Source organism: Paraburkholderia sp. SIMBA_054, from assembly GCF_046534875.1.
Taxonomy (GTDB): domain Bacteria; phylum Pseudomonadota; class Gammaproteobacteria; order Burkholderiales; family Burkholderiaceae; genus Paraburkholderia; species Paraburkholderia hospita.
Genome location: NZ_JAWRXV010000040.1, coordinates 1 through 19,815 on the forward strand (window position 1 = coordinate 1; position 19,815 = coordinate 19,815).

The following is a 19,815-nucleotide window of genomic DNA, read 5'->3' on the forward strand; positions in this document are numbered from 1 at the left end:
GGGCTACGGCTCATGCAAGGATGGCACTCTTCATATACGACATTAGACTGCGCAACTAATTTTATGACACAGTCAGACTAGGCAACGCCTAAGCATCAAGCATCCCGCGGGAACCCAGTACGTCACATGATCGTCGCAGACGTGAGCGTTCATCGTCGCGGACTGGAGTGGCCGTTTTTGGTGCGGAGCAGACCTCTGAGCGTCCGAGCAACGGTAGGAGCGAATGGCTCTTCGTGGCCGACTGTACTCATTCACAGAAGTCGCCGTAGAGCTGCCGTTGAAATCTTCAACGGCAGCTCTACGGCACCTTCATTGCACTGGACAACCTGCCGTTCAATGATCAGCGAAACATGCCGTTGGAGCGGCTGGAATACTAGCGGAAGCTGACGGATGAACTACGTAGACAATTCGGCTCGCCGAGCCGCCAGCGGCCGCCATATTCGTTTCCGAAGCAAGCCTAACAGCAAGACCAATAAGCCGCGCGCAGCCCTTGATTCATCTTCCGCGCGAATGATTCTTGTGAAAACGGCTCGTGAGCAAGGCGGTGCTCCCGTCGTCTACAGCCCACAGGCTGCTCACCCGTGCTGGGGCACCCGCTTGCAGAAAGCCGGCTGGTAAACCCAGATATTCATCCGGCGACTTGCTCACGTCGGTAATTCGTAAGCGACCGGCAATCCCGTCTTGACGCGGCGGCAAGACCTCGCCGCCACTGCTCGTGGTCCATAGCAGGACGGCGAGCGGAGCCGATAGATTCCCAGCATGTTCACTTTTCGTCCGCGATGGAAGGAAGGGCCTGGGAAAGCAATTGAACGCGAAGTTGCCGGTCTTCGCTATCCGGGGCCGGTGGAACTCAGAACAGACCGGCCCGCTGCTGGCGCCGGCCGCCGCCCTGGCCCTGCGCCAGCTTGCGCGCCTGCTCGATCTTGCGTGCGGTCTGAGTGAGCTCCGTGGTCGCCTTCATGTTCAATTCGAAGATGAACTTGCCCTTGTCGATGTCGGCGAAATCGATCATGACGATGTTGGGCATGAAGACCTTCAGCGCGACACCGTTCGTGTAGTCGGTCGACGAGACGTAGGTCGGCAGCCGCGATTCGATCGCCTCGCCGAAGCCGGCCATCCACAGCTCGGTGAGCGCGGTCGGACGGTTGTCCGGCCCCCACATGGTCGAGTTGCGCTCCCGGATGCTCCGCTTCAGGCCGGTGGTCGTCCAGTACATCATCCCCATCACCTCGGGGTCGGAGTTGAGGGCGCCGATCTGCATCAGCCCACTCTGCTTCTCGATGTTGGACGCGATCTTACCCATGTCGCTGTCGCCGTTGAGCGCGTTCGTGCCGCCCTTGCCGACGTATTGCAGGCCGTCGTAGCCGCTGCTGTAGCCGGTGCCGTCCGCGAGGCGCTTACAACCCCAGATCCCGGTCGACGAAAGGTAGCCCTGGCCGGCGACTTCGTCGATGCCCTTTTGGGTGAAGAGCACGACGACGTGCTTCTTCAGCTGGTCGAGCGTCTTCTCGTTGAGGCTGCCCGTGCCCGTGAAGAGAGCGGCGCCGAGCTCCCGCACGCAGATCTCCGCGATGATGGCCCAGTTCGTGCATTTGTCGAACTTCAGGAGCAGGAATTCGCTGGTGTTGTATTTCACGAAATCCTTCGCCTGTTGCAGCATGTCCACGAGCCGCATGCCGAACGCGCCGTCCAGCGGCAGCTTGGTGGTGGTGACGTCAACCTTCCTGCCGCCCAGGTCGAAGACGGTCTTGTCCTTCTTATCCTTCTGGTGCATCAGCTTCGGGTCGGCATGGAAGGCCTTCAGCATCACCGGCGAGGAGGACAGAGTCGAACTCTTGGTTGCCGCGATCCGCAGGTCGAATAGGCGCACGCCGGCCTTAGCCTGCTCGAAGATTTCGAGGTCCTGGGTCTGGACGTTGGCGTCGCCGCCCGTGATGCCCGCGTCGTGGCTGCCGGCGAAGACGATGTCGCAGAGCCGCTTGCCGCCGCCCAACGTGTGGTAATTGATCATGGCCGTCGTACCTCCGATAGAGAGAGTGCGCATTCCACGCAAACCGAACGCTCATTCCATGTGTAAGCGACCGTGCAATCCACAGTTATCCGAACGCGCATTCCACGCGTGAGCGAACGTCGGACGTGGCGATGCGGGTCTGAGCGTTTTTACTCCGACACTTCCTTGCTGGTCAAATCATTTCGGCGTTAGCTTGCCTCGGATTCACTGCCAAGATATTCGAGGACCTGCATTGCGAGATCGCCATGAGAGTCCGCTGAGTTTCGCACAAGAGGCTGGAACAAAATACCGCGAAAAGTGGGAACAAAATCGTGCACCAGCAACGTCACCACCACTGGTACGAAAGACCAGATGGCCGTTGCACTTTTGGAAGCAGTCATTGATACGGCGCTTGGTCTAGCGGCCGCTAAGGTTCGGTTTGGTCTGTTCGCCGTCGGCCCGGGGGCGGCGATTTCAGCCCGGTCGCTGCCCGATGATTGCAACTGCCCGGCTCCCCCCGAGTCGGGTGGTAGCCAAAGGCGTCACTGAGCGAAGTGGCGGCTCTCCGGTTGCAGCAGTATCGCTTTGATAACGTAACGGATCTGCACGCCGCTCGGTGGTCGGCACACTACGGTCTGCCCACATCGTGCACCCAAAAGTGAAATGCCGGCAGGCGACAGCACCGACAGATGTCCCATCCGATAGTCCGCCTTGTCGGGATAAACCAGCGTCCAGCGATGTGTGTCGGCACCGTCGAGTACCGCGCATTCAATCATCGTGTTCATCGTAACGACGTCAGGCGGTATCTGCTCGGGGGCGACAAGTAGAGCGGTGGCCTCAATCGTCTCCACCATCGCTCGCTGCTGCGATGTCGCCGTCGGCAGATTGATGCACGCTTTCAGTTGAGCCAGATCGCTTTCGGACACGATGCGCTCATTTTCCGCAAGCGTCTTCATATCAGTGAGAGAACAGGTTTGGGGGAACAGCACGATTGCCTCCGGCAAGAATAAAGATTGCAGATGTCTGAGCATCGACTGTCATCCCATATCTCCAGCCAGGACTCATCTTGAAAGATCAGCCGTGTGGCCGTGCCCGATCGATGCACGCGGCGCACGACATCCCGGTTCACGAACGCGCCAGGACGCTCATCTGAAAAGACCACCTGCATCAGTGGAGCCAGGCGCCGGGTGACCTCGGCAAAGCTCGCGTACGTCGAAGGCTTCGCGGCACCGAGCCAGTAGAGTAGTGCTGCTGTCGGGTTGCCTGCGTCCCGCAGCACAAAGCGAAGCGGCCGCGCGACCGACAGTGAGGTGAACGTTTGCATGAGGACTACTCCCCGCTTCCGCGAGCGGTGTCAGGTCTGCCGTCCATGATGTCGGTACCCATGGCTCGCTCCACCACTTTTTGCAGTCGGTGATCGACCCATATCCTTCCCCATCGTGTCGCATACCCTAGCGCCTCCGCCGCCGTGTAGAAATAGTCCAGGGCGCGAAATTTACATGATGAGGAGTCCGACTGTTCAATAACAAGGTCGGCGGCGTATAGATCGGTGTTCGCACGCCGCGCATGGACTGAAAGGCGGTAGCCCTTATATGTCGAGCAGTAACCCAATGGGGCGATGTGTCGCGCCTGCGGCGCAGGCCCCTGCATATCTGCAGGCCGATTTGCGAACTCGATCGCGAGTGTCTTCCCGGCTTGAACAGCCTGCAATGGATGCTTCGCTTGCATTCTCATGGCTTTCCCAGTTTTCCAGCACGTGGTTAGCCCCGCCGCAATCGCAGCGCGGCAGCAGGCCGCGTTAGCAGCGTGACGGGAGGCTGTTGGACGCGACACACGACTGCGCGCTACTTGCCTCGCCTGCCAGGAAAGGCGCGAAGCAATGGCGTCGTGTACCGTCAGGTCTGGTAGGAGGCCCGGCTCTTCGCTCTTATTCGAAGCGCCGGGCGAAGGGAAGTGCTGACTTGTCCGCGGGAAGAACGCGGCTCCGTGTGCGTTTCACAGTCCCCGGGTCTCGTTGCCCGCACGTCTCCTCTTCGGCTAGGCCCCGAGAACGGAAACACACCAGGACAGGAAGACTCAGGAAGAAATGCACTGTTATGGCCTCAATAGGATCGCTCGTAAGCGACCGAGGATGTAGACAGCCTCATTAAAACCCGACTGTCAGGAGTTTGCAAGCTTTGATTCGACTGCTCAATCACCGCTCAGCGTATCCGGCGGCGAATTTCGTTTGCGCGCTTCATCTTCTCTGCCAGATCAGCTTGCAACGATTCGGCCTTGAACGACAGTTGCGGAAACAAAGTTTGCACAACAGTTCTCCATCAATAAGTCACTGAGCCGCCTCGGACCCTATTGTTGCGGCTACGACGGGCTGAGAGGCTGAACGGATCGATCCGAGTCGGGCGCATGAGGCACAGTTCGGCCAGGAAGGGACGGTCGACGGCCTGCTCGAGATCGTCGACAATCCGACATTCTTGGATCAATAGGTAATGGAAAGATGCGGGTTATCGTTGCGCTGGTTGCTTTCCTGACCAGCGGCCTTGCCTGGGCCGGCTACGACGTGCACATAACCCGGAAGGCTTTCTGGGGGGATACGTCGGGCACGAGAATCACACTCGATCAATGGAAGGCGTACGTCCAAACCGACCCGCAAGTGGCGAATGATCCTGCGAATGGACCGGCGCTTTTGACGTAGAAAAATGGTTCAGGCCACACGCCATTTCATATCGCAATGCAACGAACCCGCCTGCAATCAAACCCTTACAGGCCTTCCACTACAAGTTGTCCACAGCTTCATCCACTTTTTCTGTGCACAACTTTCATCGAAGTGTCATGTGATAGGGAAAAATCCGGGCGAAACAGCTAGCTGCCAGCATGAAGTCAATGGAGATAACCTGGAAAGCCCGGCTCACGGCGGATCCCGGCCACAACGGCCGACACCGCATTCAAGATCTTCTTGATCTCAGTGGCGAATCCAGCTCCAGCCCTGCGCCACGAAAAAGCGAACACGCCAGTGCCGGGCGGTCCAGACATCCGGCTCGCAAAGGGCCGAATTGCGGGCGGAGTCCAGTGTTTTTCGAAGCTTCGCTTCGCCGAATTGAGGCCTAAGCTTTGGCTCAATTTCTGCACCGAAACAACGAAAAAACAGCGATGTCCAAACGACTTCACCGGGTGTCTCGCACGGTCGGTTTTGCCCTTGCCGCCGCGACATTCGTCATGTCTGGCACGGTGCTAGCCAGACATCCCACCCGGCTCTCCCCGTTTTCCGCCGACGATCAGATTTTCATCAAGTTGCATGATGCCGCCCGCGACAACGATCCCGCGCGTGCCGCGCAACTGGCGAGCCTGATCCAGAATTATCCGGCGCCGGCTTATCTCAGCTATTACCAGATCAAGCCGCGTCTGTTCAACGGCGCAGGGCATGCGAATCTCGACGCGCCGGACGCACCGGTGCTGTCGTTTTTGCAACGCTACGACGGACAGGCGATTGCCGACCGTCTGCGCAACGACTACCTGCGCGTGCTGGGCGCACGCCACGACTGGCACGATTTCGATTCGCAATATTCACAGTTCGTCCTGGACGACGACACGCAGGTGAAGTGCTATGCGCTCGAGTCGCGCGCCGCGCGGGGTGTGAACGTGGCCGATGCGGCGCGCGCGCTGCTCGTCGAGCCGAAGTGGTACGGCGACGGCTGCGTCGATCTGATCGCCGCGCTCGACCGTAACCAGCAGTTCACTTCGGAGGATGTCTGGCAGCAGATTCGCCAGGCCTATGAACAGGGCGCGACGACGACCGGCCGCAGACTGGTCGATGCACTGGGCGCGGCGCGCCCGGATCCGCTGCTCCTCGAGCAGGCGACGAACCAGCCGCGTCTGCTGCTCGCGAAAGGCGTCCAGCTTGACGCAGCGTCCCATCAAATCGCGCTGCTCGCCATCACGCAGGTGGCGGCCAGCGATCCGGCGGCGGCCGCGGCCACCTTCACCGCGATCGCACCGGCGCTTACCCTGGCGGAACGCGGTATCGGCTGGGGCACGATTGCCTATCAGGCGGCGGCCCGGCAGTTGCCAGGCGCGGTGGACTGGTACCGGCTGTCGGCGAACGCGCTCCTGTCGAGTCAGGCCTACGAGTGGCGCACGCGCAGCGCGCTGCTGGCCGGAGACTGGACGATGGTGCGCTGGTCGATCGAGCAGATGCCGGCCGCGCTGCGCGCGCAACCCGCGTGGGTCTACTGGTACGCGCGCGCGTTGAAGGAAAGCGGGGATGCGGCCGATGCCGCGGCGGCCAACCAGGCATTCGGGAAGATCTCGGGAACCTACACCTTCTATGGCCAGCTGGCATCCGAAGCGCTCGGCCAGAAGATCGTGGCGCCACCACAGACCAAAGTGACCGACGAGGAAGTTGAGAAGGCCGGCCAGACACCGGGCTTCGAGCTGGCAAGACGCTTTTATGCGCTGCAACTGCGCACGGAAGGCAACCGTGAGTGGAACTGGCGGCTGCGCGGCATGACCGACCGGCAACTGCTCGCAGTCGCCGAGTACGCACGCCGCATCGAGCTCTATGACCGGGCTGTGAGCACCGCCGACAGGACGCAGACCGAGCATGATTTTTCGCTGCGCTACCTGGCGCCGTTCCGCACGATTGTCGAGCGCGATGCGCAGTCCACCGGGTTCGGTGTCGAATGGGCGTATGGCCTGATTCGCCAGGAGTCGCGCTTCATCATCAATGCGCGCTCGGACGTTGGCGCAGGCGGCCTGATGCAGGTGATGCCGAACACCGCGGAGATGGTCGCGAGGAAGATCGGGCTCGGTACGATCTCGCGGGCGAGGATGAATGACATCGACACGAACATCCTGCTCGGCACGTATTATCTGTCGATGATTTACAACCAGCTTGACCGTTCTGCCGTGCTCGCGACCGCCGGCTACAATGCCGGCCCTGGGCGCCCGCGTAAGTGGCAGGCCAACCTGCCACGTCCGGTGGAAGGCGCGATTTTCGCGGAGACGATTCCGTTCAACGAAACCCGCGACTACGTCAAGAATGTGTTGTCGAACACGGTCTACTACGCGGCGCTGTTTGATGGCCGCCCGCAATCGCTGACGGAGCGCCTTGGCCATATCGAGCCCCGATGACATCGTGCGCAACGCTGCCGCGCTGACCGCACGTGCGCGGTGGTTGCGGCTACATACGCGACACTGAACAACGATCCATCTATCTCTTGATTGCCTTTCAACGGGGAACCGAGAAAGTGAAGTTGAATTCCGCGAGCCGCGACGTTGCGATACGGTATAGCCAGCGGTCTTTATATCAAGTGGCCGCATCCGACTCGCCACGCCCACCCTCCCCGGCGTCACCCGCAATGCCCGCTGGTCGGCCTTATGTAAAGCTTCCCATAAGGCCGAATCCCGGCCGCCCCTCGGAAAGACGGTAGGCTGGCGCACAGACTATCCGCCCGAGCCAACAGAGAATGGCCTTGACGGGGGCGTGCTTACATCCGCGTCTGGAGATCCCTGAGGTTCGTGGCCACGAAAGGAAAAATCATGAACCGTCGACTGATTGCCGCTGCTGTCTTTGTCATCCCGTCGGTGTCGCAAGCATTCCAGCCAATCCCTGTTCCCGAATGTCACGCGGCAGGCCGGGATGCTCCCGCTCAGGAGACGATAGACGCCGCAAAGTGTCGGGCTCGATGGCTGATTGCGGGGGCGTATAACCGAACGGAAGGCAATGCGATGAATGCCGTTTCAGAGTGCGCGGGCACATTCGACGAGGTTCTCAACCATCGTTTGACAGAGGGGGTGTCCCACGACGAACTGGTCGTGATGTGCGTCGACACTGCCATGCACATGGGCATCATAAAACCCGAGCAGTGAAGCAGATACCACCGCCCGGCGAGGTCGGTCAAATGCTGGATAAGCGTGACCAACGCTGCGAGAACATCGCCATCAAAGAGGCCCAGACACGGGAAATGGGCCGAAACCCCGGGTCATCCGGCAGTGGAGGGTCCGTCTCAGCACAAGTGTTGCCCAGCTCAGTTGCCCATCGACCGAAACAATGAGCCCACGTTGAAAACGAAATGAACCATCCCGCGAAACCGATTGATCCATTTCACGACGTCGATTTGAAAGAAGGCAAGTTCAACAAGACCACTGCCGCCGACGTCCGCAATGCCTTCAGAAATTTCAAAAATCACGGTCCATCTCGACACCTGTGCGTGTTTTTTCATGGCGGTCTCGTATCGGAAGCTGATGGCCTCAACGTCGCCAATCAGTTGATCGCTAACTACACGAGCAGTGACGCATACCCGTTCTTCTTCATCTGGCAGTCCGATCTCGTTACTACAATCAAAGCGATGCTCGAGACCTACAGCGACGATCCCGGTTTCGTGAACGCCGTTAGTCGCACCGTAAAGACGGTAGCCCTGAAGGTCACCGTCGCGCTCGACACTGATCGGTCGCTCAAGAATCGCAGGCCTTCGACCAAGGCTCGCGAGCGGGTGCCGATGACGCTCAAGGAGTCGGCTGCGTTCGCCAGGCCTTTCGATACCGCGTGGGAAAGACGCGCGGGCGCCCAACTCGCCTGCTCAAGTAGCGAACTGGATCAATTCGCACAATGGTTGGCGGAAGAAGGAAAGTCAGTCCAGCACAAGCGGCCGTTATTTCCCGTCAAGCGTCTTGGTGGCCCGCAAAATCCTCTTGCGAGGATCATTCGACGGCTCAATTCTGGACACGGTCACGGCCTGTACACGACGGTTGTCGAAGAACTCTTCGTTGCAGCGGGAGTCGCTGATGAGCTTGGCGCCCCGATCTGGGGGGAGATGAAGCGATTCATCGACAGTTCTTTCTCGAATGACGTCGAGGCTGGCGGAACCACATTTCTAAACCACCTATGCAAGGCGTGGGACGATAATCCGAAGCTGCGCGTTACTCTGATTGGTCACAGTGCTGGCGCGATATACGTGCAGAGATTCATTGAGGCGCTCGATGCGCGACTCGCGGCATCATCACCGCGACAAGTGCAAGTGATCCTTCTCGCTGCGGCCATTACATTCGAACGAATGAAGGCCGGATTACCGGCACTTCACAGACGAGTGAGTGGGCTTCGACTCTTCGGACTCGACAGCAAGACGGAGGGATCGTATTGGGAAGTGCCGCCGATCTACAACAAGTCGCTACTCTATATAGTCTCATCGCTCTGTGAGACGGACCCGAATGCGGATAAGCCACTAGTCGGAATGCAGCGATACTGGAGTGGGACTGCGCCCTACACGGACTCGGATATCCGGGATGTGCTCGAATTCGTACGCGTAAGAAAAGTCTGGTCGCCCACAAGCTCCGACGCGAAGCCAGGCTATCAGTCAGGGGCTAAAAAACACGCGGGGTTTCCCCTTGACAGTGAAACCAACAGCAGCATCTGCTTCATTTTGAAGAACGGTTTCTGATCGCTGCCGGAGCATGGAACCGCGCATATCCGCATGGCGCTGTTATCGCCCTTGACAGAAAACTTATGCGCTATGCCAGTACACCAAGCAAGCGGCTCCGTGTAAATGGAAGTACGCTGCCCCCAAGCGCCGGATCGATACGGTGCGACTCATCCAATTCAATGCCAGTTGCACTTTCTGACAGGCCTTATCGGCTTCGTCAGCGCCATTTATCTTCGTCACTTTCATTTTCGAACGCTCGTGGCCGGCCTCGGCGTGACCTGCGAGTTTCACCTGCGCGCCGCGGAAACGGCTCGGGGTCCCTTCGGTCGCCGCGCATGGCGCCGCTCTCCAGATGGTCCGCCTGCACGGTCCTTTTGCCTGGGAAATTCCGGAGAGCTTGCTCCGTCGGCGTCGTCGCTGCGGACGACCTCTCCCATGCCGCGTGGAGAACAGTGCGACCTGACCGAAGCAAAAGGCACTGACAAGCCCCCGCTTGCAAGCGCTTCGGCTTTGGCGAACCGCTACTGCGCATTCTGCAAATCCGCAATCGTCGCGGCCAGGAAGCGCGCCGCCTCGCCGCCAGTGACGACGCGGTGATCGAACGTCAGGCTGAGCGGCAAGATCCTGTGCACGGCAGGTACGCCGTCTGCCGCCACGACCTGCTCATGGATGCGCCCCGCGCCGAGTATCGCGACCGTCGGCGGCACGACAATGGGGGCTGCGTATTTCCCCGCGATCATCCCGAAGTTCGACAGCGTGATCGTGTTGCCGCGCATTTCCTCCGGTGGAATCTTGCGCGCGCGGATGTCGGCGCGCATCCGGTCGAGACCGCCGCGCAGATCCGCTGCATCGCGATGCGCCACGTTGCGCAACACCGGGACGAAGAGCCCGTCGGGCAGATCGACGGCGATGCCGAGATCGATCTTCTCCGGCACGTGGCGCCGCCCCGTATGTCCGTCGAACCACGCGTTCAATCCCGGCTCCGCGCGGCAGCCCGCGACCAGCGCGCGTATCAGCCGGATCGTAACGTCGGCGTGCGGCGGCCATGCGTGGATGTCGGCATCGTCGATCACGGTGGCCGCGGCGACTTCGTTCTGCGCGCGTGCCATGTTCTGTGCCATCGCGCGCCGCACCCCGCGCAGCACTTCAGGCGGCCCGAGCTCGCCGAGTATCTTCGCGACGCGCTGCACGTCCGCCGCCGTGATGACGCCTTCCGTTCCCGATGGCGTCACCATCGACAGATCTACGTCCAGCTTTCTCGCAAGCGCCCGCGCCGCCGGAATCGCCTTGATCACGCCACCCGCGCCCACGCCCGTGCCGAGCGCCGCGGGCGTTTCGTGCACGACGTGCTGGCCGACTTCCATATGGCCGACCACGGTGCCCGCGTCGGCATCGCCGCCCTCGCCTTCGAACGCGACGAGCGGCGCGCCCAGATGCACGATGTCACCCGTCTGGCCGAACAGCTTCGCGATGCGGCCGGATTGCGGCGACGGAATGTCGACGATCGCCTTCGCCGTTTCGACCGACAGCAGCGGTTGATCCGCACTCACCTCGTCGCCGCTCTTGACGTGCCACGCGACGATCTCCGCTTCCTGCAAGCCCTCGCCGAGGTCGGGCAGTTTGAAGATTTTCATGGCTTCACGACGCCTCCAGAGCTTGCCTGACCGCAGCGACGATGCGCGCGGCGCTGGGCATGTATTGATTCTCGAGCCGGTACAGCGGCACGACGACGTCGTAGCCCGTCACGCGCTGCACGGGCGCTAGCAGCGAGTAAAGCCCGCGCTCGGCGATGTTGGCGGCGATCTCCGCTCCGACGCCGCCCGTGCGCGAGCCTTCGTGCACGATCACACAGCGGCCCGTCTTCCCCACCGACGCGAGTATCGTGTTCATGTCGATCGGCTTGAGCGTCGCCACGTCAATCACTTCGGCCATCACGCCGTCCTGCGCCAGCAGATCGGCAGCCGCCTGAGCATCCTGCACCGCGCCGCCCCAGCTCACCAGTGTTACGTCGGAGCCGTCGCGCAACGTGAAGCAGGTGTCGAGCGGCAACGCTTCGCCGTTGTCATCCACCGTCTGCCGGAACAGACGATACAGGCGCGTCGGCTCGAAGAAGATCACCGGGTCGGGGTCACGAATCGCGGCAAGCAGCAGACCGTAAGCGCGCGCGGGCGACGACGGCGTGACGACGCGCAGGCCGGGAATGTGCGCGAACAGCGCCTCGGGACTTTCGGAATGATGCTCCGGCGCGTGTATGCCTGCGCCGCACGGCGCGCGGATCACGAGCGGGCATGAAAGGCGTCCGCGCGTGCGGTGCCTCAGACGCGACGCGTGGTTGAGCACGTGATCGATCGTCGGATACAGGAAGCCGCTGAACTGGATCTCGGCGACGGGTTTCAGGCCCATTGCCGCCATGCCGATTGCCGTGCCCGCAATCGCCGTTTCGGCAAGCGGCGTATCGATTACGCGTTGCGTGCCGAAGCGCGCCTGCAATCCGGCCGTCGCGCGAAACACGCCGCCGTTCACGCCAATGTCTTCGCCGAGCAGCACGACGGCGGGATCGTGCTCGAGTTCGTAGGCCATCGCCTGATTGAGCGCGTCCACCATGTTGAGATCAGCCATGGCCGTTCTCCTGATGGTTCGCCGCAGCGGGCGCGAAGCGCTGCGCGTTCTCCCGTTGCTCGCGCAGCGCGTGCGGCAGCGTTTCGTACAGGTGATCGAACATCGCGGTAATCTCGGGCGGCGCAACGGCGAGATAGGCTTCGACCGCCTGTTCGACCTGCTCATGACATGTCTTGCCGAGCTGCTCGTCCTGCGCCTTGTCCCAGACGTTCATACGCATCAGATACGTGCGCAGACGCAGCAGCGGTTCGTACTCCCACTGCTTGCGGATCAGTTCGGAATCGCGATAGCGGGTTGCATCGTCGGCTGTCGTGTGGTCGCCCAGGCGATAGCTGAGCGCCTCGACCAGCGTCGGGCCGTCGCCGCGCCGCGCTTTCGCCAGTGCCGCATGCATCACCTGATGCACAGCGATCACGTCATTGCCATCGACCTGCAGTCCGTCGATGCCCGCAGCAATCGCTTTCTGCGCGAGCGTCTGCGCCGCGCTCTGCGTGCTGCGCGGTACCGAGATCGCCCACTGGTTGTTATTGATGACGAGTACGAGCGGTGCCTGCCAGACACCCGCCATGTTCATCGCCTCGTAGAAGTCGCCCTTCGATGTGCTGCCGTCCCCGAAGATCGCAACGGCGACGCGCGGCTCGCCGCGCAGTCTGAACGCGTAGGCCGCGCCAGCGGCATGACACACCTGTGTGCCGATCGGCACGCAATTCGGAAAATCGTGGCGCGGCACGGCGAAATCGCTGCCGCGCTCGTCGCCGCCCCAATACAGCAAGCTTTCCGTCATCGTGACGCCGCGCAGCAATTGCGCCGCGTGATCGCGATACGAAGGAAACAGGACGTCGTCGGCCCGCATCGCACTGGCGACGCCCACGCCGATCGCCTCCTGTCCCACCGACGACGCAAACGTACCGAGCTTGCCAGTACGTTGCAGTGCAACCGCTTTGGTGTCGAACGCGCGGGTGAGGACCATCGCGCGATAGAGGGGAATCAGCGCCGCCGGGTCCCGCGCGAAGGCGGGCAATGACTGGACGGGGACGCCGTCGGGGCCGAGGTATTGCGTGTACCCGATGTGGAAACTGGCAGCCGTGGTCATGACCGCCTCCTTGTTCTTTCTGATATCGAATGCGTGCGGGAGTTCGCACGCGACGCGCAAATGCTGGCGCTCAAACCTGATCAGCAAACTCTATGATTGGACATGGGAAACGCGCAGATGGTGCTGCTTTCGGTGTTGACGTTTACACGGGGTAAACACGAAGCGTGCGGCCGCGTTGTCCCGATGCAATACAGAAGCCGACGAGCGCAGCACAATGCGTTTATATTCTGCGCTCGCGGCGTCAACAGACATTGAGAGGTTTCGTGGGTCATCGGGCTCAGCAAGGCTCAAACTGCAGATAACTCACAGATCTGAGCGCCAGGCTAAAAGGGAGTTCGAGGTTGCGCGGCCTGTTCTGGCAGACTCGCCTGGAACAGCTAGGCGAAATCCACTATCGTGTGAGTTGACGTGTATTGCACACGCGCGCGATCGTCGGGCGAGATGTGTCGCCCGACGATCGCAGGAACGAAGGGGTCCCTCGGAGGAGGGCACTGGCTGCGCTGCTGGCTTGTTAGCGTCGACGGACTGCACGCTCGATGCGTTCACGGTCGGTCGATCACGAATGGAGGTGTCTCATGGACACTAAGGGTCTGCTCGTCAGGTTGGAAGTCAAAACCGGCAAGGACGACGCCATGGCGGAAGACGTCCTGCGCTCGGCTCTCGCGATGGGGCGGGCGGAAGCCGCAACGACCACGTGGTTCGCGATCAGATTCGGGCGATCGGAGTACGGCATCTTCGACGTGTTCCCAGACGATGCCGGCCGCGAGGAGCATCTGTCGGGGCCAGTTACACAAGCACTGCTGGATGCCGGCGGCAGCGTTTTTGCCGGGGCGCCGCTGATTCAGGAGTTCGACGTCCTGGCCGACAAGCCGCCTGCAACAACATCGGGCGAGTCCGTCACGAAGGCACTGCTCATCACGTTCAAGGCAAAGGCTGGCCATGAGACACAGGTTGCTCAGTTCCTTCGCGACGCACAAGCGCTCGTGGAGCAGGAACCCAAGACTGTTGCCTGGTTTGCCATCCGTCTCGACGACGGTCACTTCGGCATCTTTGACGTCTTCCCCGACAACGGGGCACGGTTTGCGCACTTGACGGGTCATGTTCCTCGGGAACTCGCCAAGCATTCGCTGTCATTGCTGGGCAGCGTGCCGGACGTCGGAATGCTCGACGTGGTCGACACAAAATGGGCCGACCGGTCTACGAGATTGCGCTGAACGTTCAAGCGACGGCGAATGAGACCTGACAGGGGAGGTTCCCCACCGGTCGGAATCGGCCTGCGTGTCGTATCGTCAGTGATTGCACAAACAGCCTTATGGCGAGTCGCGTGGCGGTACCCGTCCCCTGAGAGTTTTCAGGCTATGATCGTCTGTATTCCGCGACCCCAAACAGACCTTCAGACTACCCGAAAGCGCCGGTTCAACGAAGATGGTCAAAGCCGGTTCTGAACGCGATTTTTCCCGAGGGGCTTCCAATGTGATTTCACCCGTTTGTGCGGGTGACCGGCACGCGGTAGCCAGCGTCGATCAGGGTGTGGCCGATCCCTGAGCCCAGACGCCGGGTGGTTTTGCGACGCTGCTTGCTGGATCCAGTCCTGAGAATGAATGTAGGGCCGCACGTACCGCTGTGACGCGTTGCTTCTGCCTCAAATCTCGCGTGAGTAAAACATTTAATTGTGGGTGCCACTCATTTCACCATCCACCGTCACAGCTTCATTGGTGGGGCTTTAGCGACGAGACTCAGGATCGTCAGACCGGATCGTAACAGTCGCATTGTGCTATCCGCTCCGCGGGTGCATGCTAGGTTTGGCCTGTGTGGGGTAGTACGCACATGACGGAACGCCTTCGCGATGCCACCCGTTGGCGTCGCGTTACAGAACACATCGAGCCTTGTCCATGATCACCCTAACCTGTTCCGAACTCAGGCTGTTACAACAGAGGCTCTGCGAGCGCCGTCGTGAACTGCTGGCGACGCTGCACGGCGAATACGGTGATCTCGCTGGAGCACGGCCGCCCGAAGAGCTGGGCCCCGAGTCGCATCCCGACGAGACCGCATCACGCAAAGCGACCGATCAGTTGCGCACCGCGCTCGCGCAGCACGATTTCGTCGAACTGCAGCAGATCGACGCGGCACTGGCACGCATCGCCGCCGGCCGTTACGGGGCATGCGTTGATTGCGGCGACCCGATCGGTTATGAACGCCTTGTCGCCGCGCCCTACACGGCCCGCTGCGTTTCATGCCAGACGGTGTTCGAACAACACCGCGCCACCCGTCAATAGGAAACCAATCAGGTATAAAACGTCTTCTTGTCGCGATAGACGCAATAGCCCGTCGCACCCATCTATGCGTGCGCGCGAAAATTCGTAAGATCTAAATCGGTCCAGGTCTTTTGTATTGGCGTTCAATCTCCAGGCCCGGTGCAACCTGGCATAGCCCGCGTGCACAGCCAATTCATTGGCATCCGGAAATCCCGTCGGTGTGGGCACCGCTGGCAGCGGCGAGGTGAGGCGGATTTTCACTCATACGGACATCGGAATTCGGGCTCCCGATGGACAGTGAAGTATTGCCAAAGTCACCTTTGTGCACCGCGGACGTTCAAGCACTCAAAAGCAAGACGTAACCAAACGCTCGATCCGCCCGCGCTACGCACCCGGAACGCCGACTTTGGAATGCGGCTCGGAGGCAGATTCCGCCGTCGTTCCTGCTGACGGAGCCGCCTCTGAAGTCGTACGCACCCGGTAAAAGCGCTCCACGGGAAGAACCGCGACGATCCCATCGTCCCTTGAGGCGCCGTGTGCGGCGATGATGCGTACACTGGCTATTAATGGCGTTTGCACCTTCGTAGTACCAGAGAAATTACCACTGCGCTCCCAACTGAGACTGACCGGTAGGCACGTCGCCAGACCCACACGCGACGACGCCGTTACCGGGAGAATTGCTCTACTGCTGATTGGCCCATTTCGGAGCGGTCGACTTCATGCGCGCCCGATTGCGCTCAATCGTCGCCTGACTTGGCGGATAGTCGGCGTGACCAGCCGGGACGAGCCCTTCGCGTCTAGCCTGAATCAGCTCCTGCACCACCTGCTCTCGGGTTTTTCCTTGTTGCTGTGGTTGGATGGCCGGAGTCGTCGCATCGGACGTCGGCTGACTGGCGCTGCTCGCGGACGGTAACGTGGTCGAAGCGGTCGATTCGGGGTAGTCGTGGTCTGCATCGGCAAATGCCAACGTGGCGAGCGTTGCAGCGATGAGCGCGGCGACGATAGTTTTGAGCTTCATATACTCCTCCAGAGCGATGTGAAATCGATAAGAGTCGATTCCGAACGGTTTCCATTCTGGAGAGTGAGGTCTGAACGAGCCGTGACACGAAAATGACTTTTTAGTCATACGAACTAAATGCTCAACGCATCATCCACGTCGGACGCAGCTCTGGCCTCGCGAACACGCATTCCGGTTACGACCCAGCAGAAAAAAAGGACCCAACGTGCTGTCGGGTCCCGAAAAAGATGGCCTTTACCTGAAATCAATCGAGGCAGGACGCAGCCCATATTGACCCTGCGGCGGTGACCATCTGCGTGGACGTGAGAAACAAACGGTACCGAAATCGACTACGAAGTACCAGGTAGTGGGCTGGAGACGAGTACCGCAGCGGCGACCAGTACCCCAGCCAGTACCGCAGATTCGATATGCAACACTGCGACAAAGCGTTTTAGAGGCTTCACTGGTGGCGTCGACGAGGCACTCTTCAATGATGCGAGCAGCTTGGGCATCTCGAAGAAGCGGTTGTGCCCTCCGAGGGCTGCAGCCACGAACACCAAGGCGAGTTTCAACAACAGAATCTGTCCGTAGCCCGATTCGAGAAGGTCGCCTGGCGACCTGACACCGCGCCAGCCGTTATAGGCGCCCGTAGCAAAAAGAATGACTAGCGCAAGCGTTGCGGCATCCGACAAGGACTGGATATACGCCGCGTTGTTGACATGCTCGCTGCCCGGAGCGTCGAAAAAACGCGGCGCAACAACATGTGTCGTGACCAGCACAAGTCCCACCCATGCGCTGATGGCGAGCAGATGGATCCAGTCCACCCATACGGGCAAGCTGAACAGGCCCGCATCGACCGGATGTCCTCCGTTGCTTCGTGCAAGGGCGACACCCGCCAGAGCCAAGCCGATGCCCAGCGGAAATCGAATCGACTTGCCTGTCTGGGTAAGCGAAAGAATAACTACGCATAGCATCAGTCCCGCGCCGACTAACCACGCATGACCAAAGCCGGTCTCCACGAGCATCGAGCGGACTGCAGGTCCCGCCTCCAGAAGCGTCGACTCACTCATCAACGCACAATGAATCCAGAAAGCAAACGCGCTGGACACCAGCACGCCGACCGACGCGATACGTAGCGCGCTAACCATCCGCCGACTGATTCCCTCCTGCCACGGTGAGTTTCGACGCGCGAGCCATCGGTCGCCAAGCAGTACGCCAACGACAACCGCAAAGCTGAGGTTCTGCAGGGCAACGAACGCGAGCCGCAGGATGCCAAGGAGACCGTCGTTCATCACTTCACCTGGAAGGTGTACGTGCCCTTGGTCTTGTGGGCGTCGTGCGTCATCACGGCCCACTGTACCGAGTAAGAGCCGGACGAAATTTTCGGGAGTGCGACCGTCAGCACGCGCGGATTGGAAGCGTCGACTTTGGCCTTTTCCCTGGTCACGGCGGCGCCGTTTGCATCGGACACTTTCACCGTGCTGAAAGTGGATTCGAGATCTTCATTAAAGGTAAGCCGCAATGCATCAGGCGCCGCATCGAGGGCGCTACCAGCCGCGGGGACTGCATTCTCGAGCTTGCCGTGTGCGAACGCGGCAGCCGGCACCAATGCGATGGCCGCTGCCGCAGCCAGCCGCGTGAGTTGCTTGCGATTGAACGTTTTCATGTCGTTGCGCATCCTGAATAGTGAAAGTGGGTGTTACCTGCGTTTGAGGGCAGCACCCCGTAAAAGCATTAATTCTTCTGCAGCTTCGTCACCGTCAATGCGCCGTCCACCTCTTCGGCCACGAAATCAATCTTGTCGCCGACCTTGACCTGCGAAATCATCGCCGGGTTCTTGACCTTGAAGACCATCGTCATGGCGTCCATGCCCAGGTTTTCCAGGGGGCCATGCTTGATGGTCAGCTTTCCGGAGGCTGCGTCGACTTTCTTGATTTCCCCATGCGACATGCCTGCTTTCGCCTCGCCGGCTTGCCTGGCGTCACTGCCACCCATGTCCATGTTGCCCATCTCGCCAGCCGCATAGGTCGATGCCGAAATTGCCAGGACGCAGCCAACCACAATCGATGCAAACACGTTCGTCATCACTCTTTCTCCTGCATTGAAATAAAAAGTTAAGCCGGACTTCAAAGTCCGACGAGACAGAAAATCAGCCGTCCGGCAACTCGCCGGTGTATTCGTACGCAACAGTGCCTTTGGGGTGTTTGAACCAGCCTGGGTCGCGGTAGTCCTTGCGCCCCAGTCCCTCGCGAACCTTCACGACGGTGAACATGCCCCCCATTTCCAGCGGGCCGAACGGACCGGTGCCGGTCATCATCGGCAGCGTGTTATCAGGCAAGGGCATTTCCATCTCGCCCATCGCGCCGCCCGTGCTGCCCATTGCCATGTAGTCGGGCACGAGTTTGTTGATACGTTTTGCGAGGTCTTTCTGCTGCACGCCAATCAGGTTGGGTACGGAGTGCCCCATCGCATTCATCGTGTGGTGGGACTTGTGGCAATGGAACGCCCAGTCGCCGGGCCGGTTCGCCGTAAATTCGATGGCACGCATCTGGCCGACGGCGACATCGGCGGTAACTTCGGGCCAGCGCGCAGACGGCGGAATCCATCCGCCGTCTGTGCCCGCGACCTCGAAGTGATAGCCGTGCAGATGGATGGGGTGATTGGTCATCGTCAGATTGCCGAACCGGATACGCACGCGGTCCCCGGCACGTACCGGCAACGGGTCGATGCCCGGAAAGACCCGCGAATTCCAGGTCCACATGTTGAAGTCGGTCATCTCGTTGACGCGCGGCGTGAAGCTGCCCGGGTCGATGTCATACGCGGACATGATGAATACGAAGTCACGGTCGACCTGCATGACGCTGGGGTCTTTCGGATGAACGATGAAAGTCCCCATCATCCCCATCGCCATCTGGACCATCTCGTCCGCGTGCGGGTGATACATGAAGGTGCCGTGCTTCTCGAGCTCGAATTCATAGACAAACGTCTTGCCCGGAGGGATGTGCGGCTGCGTGAGGCCACCCACGCCATCCATGCCCGACGGCAACAGCATCCCGTGCCAGTGAACAGTGGTGTGCTCCGGGAGCTTGTTGGTCACGAAAATGCGGACCTTGTCGCCTTCCACTGCTTCGATGGTGGGGCCGGGAGCCTGGCCGTTGTAGCCCCACAGATTCGCATTCATGCCCGGCGCCATTTCGCGCACCACAGGCTCAGCAATCAGGTGGAATTCCTTCCAGCCGTTTTTCATGCGCCACGGCAGCGACCAGCCGTTCAGCGTGGCAACAGGCGTATACGGACGGCCATTGAGAGGTGTGAGCGGCGGCTGCATGGTGGCTTTCGCCATCGTATGCGCCTCTGGCAGCGACGCAGCACCGGCCTTGCTCACCAATGCTGCTCCGAGCAGTGCGGCCCCCGAGCCGCCAAGAAAACTTCGACGTGACACCATT

At 60.5% G+C, this 19,815-nt stretch carries 17 protein-coding genes and 1 riboswitch; of the genes, 5 read left to right on the forward strand and 12 right to left on the reverse strand.

Features of this window, described 5'->3' with window-relative positions:
- Nucleotides 1-495: 495 nt before the first annotated feature.
- The 4 genes from SB822_RS36285 to SB822_RS36300 form a co-directional block, all read right to left on the reverse strand.
- A complete protein-coding gene (locus tag SB822_RS36285) occupies nucleotides 496-648 on the reverse strand; it encodes a CHAT domain-containing protein (protein ID WP_165904605.1) in 153 nt (50 codons plus the stop codon).
- Between the two features lie 202 nt (nucleotides 649-850).
- Complete coding sequence (locus SB822_RS36290; RefSeq protein WP_410856828.1) at nucleotides 851-2,011, reverse strand: hypothetical protein; 1,161 nt, start codon at nucleotides 2,009-2,011, stop codon at nucleotides 851-853.
- Nucleotides 2,012-2,532: 521 nt separating this feature from the next.
- Nucleotides 2,533-2,916 (reverse strand): GreA/GreB family elongation factor, encoded by a 384-nt coding sequence (locus tag SB822_RS36295; RefSeq protein ID WP_410856829.1) that lies wholly within the window; start codon nucleotides 2,914-2,916, stop codon nucleotides 2,533-2,535.
- Nucleotides 2,917-2,942: 26 nt separating this feature from the next.
- Nucleotides 2,943-3,314: a hypothetical protein gene (locus SB822_RS36300; RefSeq protein WP_007734358.1), complete on the reverse strand. Its 372-nt coding sequence runs from the start codon at nucleotides 3,312-3,314 to the stop codon at nucleotides 2,943-2,945.
- A gap of 1,823 nt (nucleotides 3,315-5,137) precedes the next feature.
- Here SB822_RS36300 and SB822_RS36305 point away from each other — a divergent pair.
- The 3 genes from SB822_RS36305 (at nucleotide 5,138) to SB822_RS36315 (ending at nucleotide 9,423) form a co-directional block, all read left to right on the forward strand.
- Nucleotides 5,138-7,117, forward strand: a complete 1,980-nt coding sequence (locus SB822_RS36305; protein WP_410856830.1) for a transglycosylase SLT domain-containing protein — start codon at nucleotides 5,138-5,140, stop codon at nucleotides 7,115-7,117.
- 408 nt (nucleotides 7,118-7,525) lie between these two features.
- Nucleotides 7,526-7,855, forward strand: a complete 330-nt coding sequence (locus SB822_RS36310) for a hypothetical protein (protein WP_007589549.1) — start codon at nucleotides 7,526-7,528, stop codon at nucleotides 7,853-7,855.
- A gap of 203 nt (nucleotides 7,856-8,058) precedes the next feature.
- Nucleotides 8,059-9,423: a hypothetical protein gene (locus SB822_RS36315; protein ID WP_086919305.1), complete on the forward strand. Its 1,365-nt coding sequence runs from the start codon at nucleotides 8,059-8,061 to the stop codon at nucleotides 9,421-9,423.
- Between the two features lie 338 nt (nucleotides 9,424-9,761).
- A riboswitch (glycine riboswitch) is annotated at nucleotides 9,762-9,851 on the reverse strand.
- A gap of 75 nt (nucleotides 9,852-9,926) precedes the next feature.
- Here SB822_RS36315 and SB822_RS36320 read toward each other — a convergent pair.
- From SB822_RS36320 to pdhA, 3 genes are read right to left on the reverse strand one after another with little or no spacing between them, the layout of a single operon-like run.
- Nucleotides 9,927-11,039: a dihydrolipoamide acetyltransferase family protein gene (locus tag SB822_RS36320; RefSeq protein WP_007589554.1), complete on the reverse strand. Its 1,113-nt coding sequence runs from the start codon at nucleotides 11,037-11,039 to the stop codon at nucleotides 9,927-9,929.
- Between the two features lie 4 nt (nucleotides 11,040-11,043).
- Nucleotides 11,044-12,024, reverse strand: a complete 981-nt coding sequence (locus tag SB822_RS36325) for an alpha-ketoacid dehydrogenase subunit beta (protein WP_094297989.1) — start codon at nucleotides 12,022-12,024, stop codon at nucleotides 11,044-11,046.
- Nucleotides 12,017-13,117, reverse strand: a complete 1,101-nt coding sequence (gene pdhA / locus SB822_RS36330) for a pyruvate dehydrogenase (acetyl-transferring) E1 component subunit alpha (RefSeq protein WP_007589557.1) — start codon at nucleotides 13,115-13,117, stop codon at nucleotides 12,017-12,019. Before pdhA ends, SB822_RS36325 begins: the two co-directional genes overlap by 8 nt.
- Before the next feature lie 575 nt (nucleotides 13,118-13,692).
- Between pdhA and SB822_RS36335 the strand changes: the two genes are divergently transcribed.
- The gene (locus SB822_RS36335; RefSeq protein WP_007589559.1) at nucleotides 13,693-14,331 is read left to right on the forward strand and encodes a putative quinol monooxygenase; all 639 of its coding nucleotides are present in this window, start codon (nucleotides 13,693-13,695) and stop codon (nucleotides 14,329-14,331) included.
- Nucleotides 14,332-15,009: 678 nt separating this feature from the next.
- Nucleotides 15,010-15,393 carry a TraR/DksA family transcriptional regulator gene (locus SB822_RS36340; RefSeq protein WP_410856831.1) on the forward strand — a complete coding sequence of 128 codons (384 nt, stop codon included), beginning with the start codon at nucleotides 15,010-15,012 and terminating at the stop codon, nucleotides 15,391-15,393.
- A 661-nt stretch (nucleotides 15,394-16,054) separates the two neighbouring features.
- Here the strand turns inward: SB822_RS36340 and SB822_RS36345 are convergent.
- From SB822_RS36345 to SB822_RS36365, 5 genes are all read right to left on the reverse strand, one after another.
- Entirely contained in the window at nucleotides 16,055-16,390 is a 336-nt protein-coding gene (locus SB822_RS36345) for a DUF4148 domain-containing protein (RefSeq protein WP_007589563.1), read from the reverse strand.
- 329 nt (nucleotides 16,391-16,719) lie between these two features.
- Nucleotides 16,720-17,661 carry a copper resistance D family protein gene (locus SB822_RS36350; protein ID WP_007589564.1) on the reverse strand — a complete coding sequence of 314 codons (942 nt, stop codon included), beginning with the start codon at nucleotides 17,659-17,661 and terminating at the stop codon, nucleotides 16,720-16,722.
- Nucleotides 17,661-18,035 carry a copper homeostasis periplasmic binding protein CopC gene (gene copC, locus SB822_RS36355; protein ID WP_007589565.1) on the reverse strand — a complete coding sequence of 125 codons (375 nt, stop codon included), beginning with the start codon at nucleotides 18,033-18,035 and terminating at the stop codon, nucleotides 17,661-17,663. The genes SB822_RS36350 and copC overlap by 1 nt, the downstream gene beginning before the upstream one ends.
- Before the next feature lie 68 nt (nucleotides 18,036-18,103).
- Entirely contained in the window at nucleotides 18,104-18,454 is a 351-nt protein-coding gene (locus tag SB822_RS36360; RefSeq protein WP_007589566.1) for a copper-binding protein, read from the reverse strand.
- Nucleotides 18,455-18,518: 64 nt separating this feature from the next.
- Nucleotides 18,519-19,814 carry a copper oxidase gene (locus SB822_RS36365; protein WP_007589567.1) on the reverse strand — a complete coding sequence of 432 codons (1,296 nt, stop codon included), beginning with the start codon at nucleotides 19,812-19,814 and terminating at the stop codon, nucleotides 18,519-18,521.
- Between the last annotated feature and the right edge of the window lies 1 nt (nucleotide 19,815).

Excerpts from the sequence above, each read along its gene's own strand:
- pdhA (WP_007589557.1), bottom strand. The coding sequence starts at position 13,117 with ATGACCACGGCTGCCAGTTTCCACATCGGGTACACGCAATACCTCGGC.
- SB822_RS36365 (WP_007589567.1), bottom strand. The coding sequence starts at position 19,814 with ATGGTGTCACGTCGAAGTTTTCTTGGCGGCTCGGGGGCCGCACTGCTC.
- SB822_RS36320 (WP_007589554.1), bottom strand. The coding sequence starts at position 11,039 with ATGAAAATCTTCAAACTGCCCGACCTCGGCGAGGGCTTGCAGGAAGCG.
- SB822_RS36290 (WP_410856828.1), bottom strand. The coding sequence starts at position 2,011 with ATGATCAATTACCACACGTTGGGCGGCGGCAAGCGGCTCTGCGACATC.
- SB822_RS36360 (WP_007589566.1), bottom strand. The coding sequence starts at position 18,454 with ATGACGAACGTGTTTGCATCGATTGTGGTTGGCTGCGTCCTGGCAATT.
- SB822_RS36335 (WP_007589559.1), top strand. The coding sequence starts at position 13,693 with ATGGACACTAAGGGTCTGCTCGTCAGGTTGGAAGTCAAAACCGGCAAG.
- SB822_RS36340 (WP_410856831.1), top strand. The coding sequence starts at position 15,010 with ATGATCACCCTAACCTGTTCCGAACTCAGGCTGTTACAACAGAGGCTC.
- SB822_RS36325 (WP_094297989.1), bottom strand. The coding sequence starts at position 12,024 with ATGGCTGATCTCAACATGGTGGACGCGCTCAATCAGGCGATGGCCTAC.
- SB822_RS36310 (WP_007589549.1), top strand. The coding sequence starts at position 7,526 with ATGAACCGTCGACTGATTGCCGCTGCTGTCTTTGTCATCCCGTCGGTG.
- SB822_RS36305 (WP_410856830.1), top strand. The coding sequence starts at position 5,138 with ATGTCCAAACGACTTCACCGGGTGTCTCGCACGGTCGGTTTTGCCCTT.
- SB822_RS36350 (WP_007589564.1), bottom strand. The coding sequence starts at position 17,661 with ATGAACGACGGTCTCCTTGGCATCCTGCGGCTCGCGTTCGTTGCCCTG.
- SB822_RS36300 (WP_007734358.1), bottom strand. The coding sequence starts at position 3,314 with ATGCAAACGTTCACCTCACTGTCGGTCGCGCGGCCGCTTCGCTTTGTG.
- SB822_RS36345 (WP_007589563.1), bottom strand. The coding sequence starts at position 16,390 with ATGAAGCTCAAAACTATCGTCGCCGCGCTCATCGCTGCAACGCTCGCC.
- SB822_RS36315 (WP_086919305.1), top strand. The coding sequence starts at position 8,059 with ATGAACCATCCCGCGAAACCGATTGATCCATTTCACGACGTCGATTTG.
- copC (WP_007589565.1), bottom strand. The coding sequence starts at position 18,035 with ATGAAAACGTTCAATCGCAAGCAACTCACGCGGCTGGCTGCGGCAGCG.